Here is a 1,180-nt window from a genome sequence, read left to right on the forward strand (position 1 = left end):
TCAGCTCGCCCAGGGCGCGGCGCAGGGCCCGCTGGGTGCGTCCGTCGCGCTGCGCCTCGGCCTCGCCAGGCTGCTGGCCATCACGGCTGGCCTGGTTCTGGCCCTGCGGGTTCTGGCCCTGCGGGTTCTGGCCCTGCGGGTTCTGGCCGGCAGGGTCGCGGCTGCCCTGGCGCTGCTGCGGGCCGGGGGGCCGGGCCCGGCTCATCGGGTTCAGGGGATTCGGGCCGAACGGGCGGTCCTGGCCTTCCTCCGCCTCGCTTTCCTGTTCCCGGCGATGGGCGCGGTCCAGCAGCTCCGCCTGCCGCCGCACCATGTCCTGCATCACGCTCATCTGGCCCTGGCCGCGCTGGCGGTTCTGCTGACGCTGCTGCTCCCGGTCGGCGCGGGCGACGCGGCCTTCCTCCAGCGCCTTGAGCATCTCCTCCATCTCCGCCAGCTCGCGCCGCGCATCCTCCTCGCGCCCCTGGCGGGCGGCGTCCTGCATGCGCCGGGTGCGACGGTCGAGCTCGCGGTTGTCCAGGCGGCGGGCTTCCTCGCGCGGCACGGCCTCGCCATTCTCGCGGCTCAGCTTCTCGGCCAGGGCCTGGAGGTGCCGGTCGATCGCCTCGCGCAGCTCCTGGACGCGCTTCTCGATCTCGGCCCGGCGCTCCGCCTCGCCCTGGTCCGGGTCGCGCTGCTGCAGGGCTTCCTCCAGGGCCTTGCGCGCCTCCGCCAGCGCGCGGGCGGTGCGGTCGGTCCGCCCCTCCTCCAGCGCCAGAGCGGTGTCCCAGAGGATGGCCTGGGTCTCGTCCACCGCCCCGGGGCGACGGTCCCGGATCAGGCGGCTGCGGGCGGCGCTCAGTGCCAGGAAGATGGTGGTGTCGTCGTCGAAGGCCTCGGGCGCGGACAGCACGCCCCCCAGCCCGGCCACGACGGGCGCGCGGACCTGCGGCGACAGGGAAAGCATCCGGCGGAACTGGATCAGCAGCTTCGCCACCGGATGGGTGAAGGGACGCTCCGGCAGGATGAGCGTCATCTCCTCCGACCGGCCCTCCTGGCCGGCACCGTCGCGCGCCACCAGCCGGAGCTGCACCGGCAGCCCCGCCCAGGGATGGGCGCTGAGATCGGGCTGGGCGGTGCCGCGCTGCTGCCGCGGGTTGCTGCCGGAAAGCGTCAGGGGCACGGTCAGGGGCTCGGCGCC

General features: G+C 75.2%; 1 protein-coding gene. It reads right to left on the minus strand.

What is annotated here, in order from left to right; all coding sequences use genetic code 11:
• A partial coding sequence (locus ROTAS13_RS24785) for a DUF4175 family protein (RefSeq protein ID WP_139323580.1) occupies positions 1-1,180 on the minus strand: 1,180 nt, incomplete at both ends.

This window comes from Roseomonas sp. TAS13 (genome assembly GCF_001950415.1).
Lineage (GTDB): Bacteria > Pseudomonadota > Alphaproteobacteria > Acetobacterales > Acetobacteraceae > Roseomonas > Roseomonas mucosa.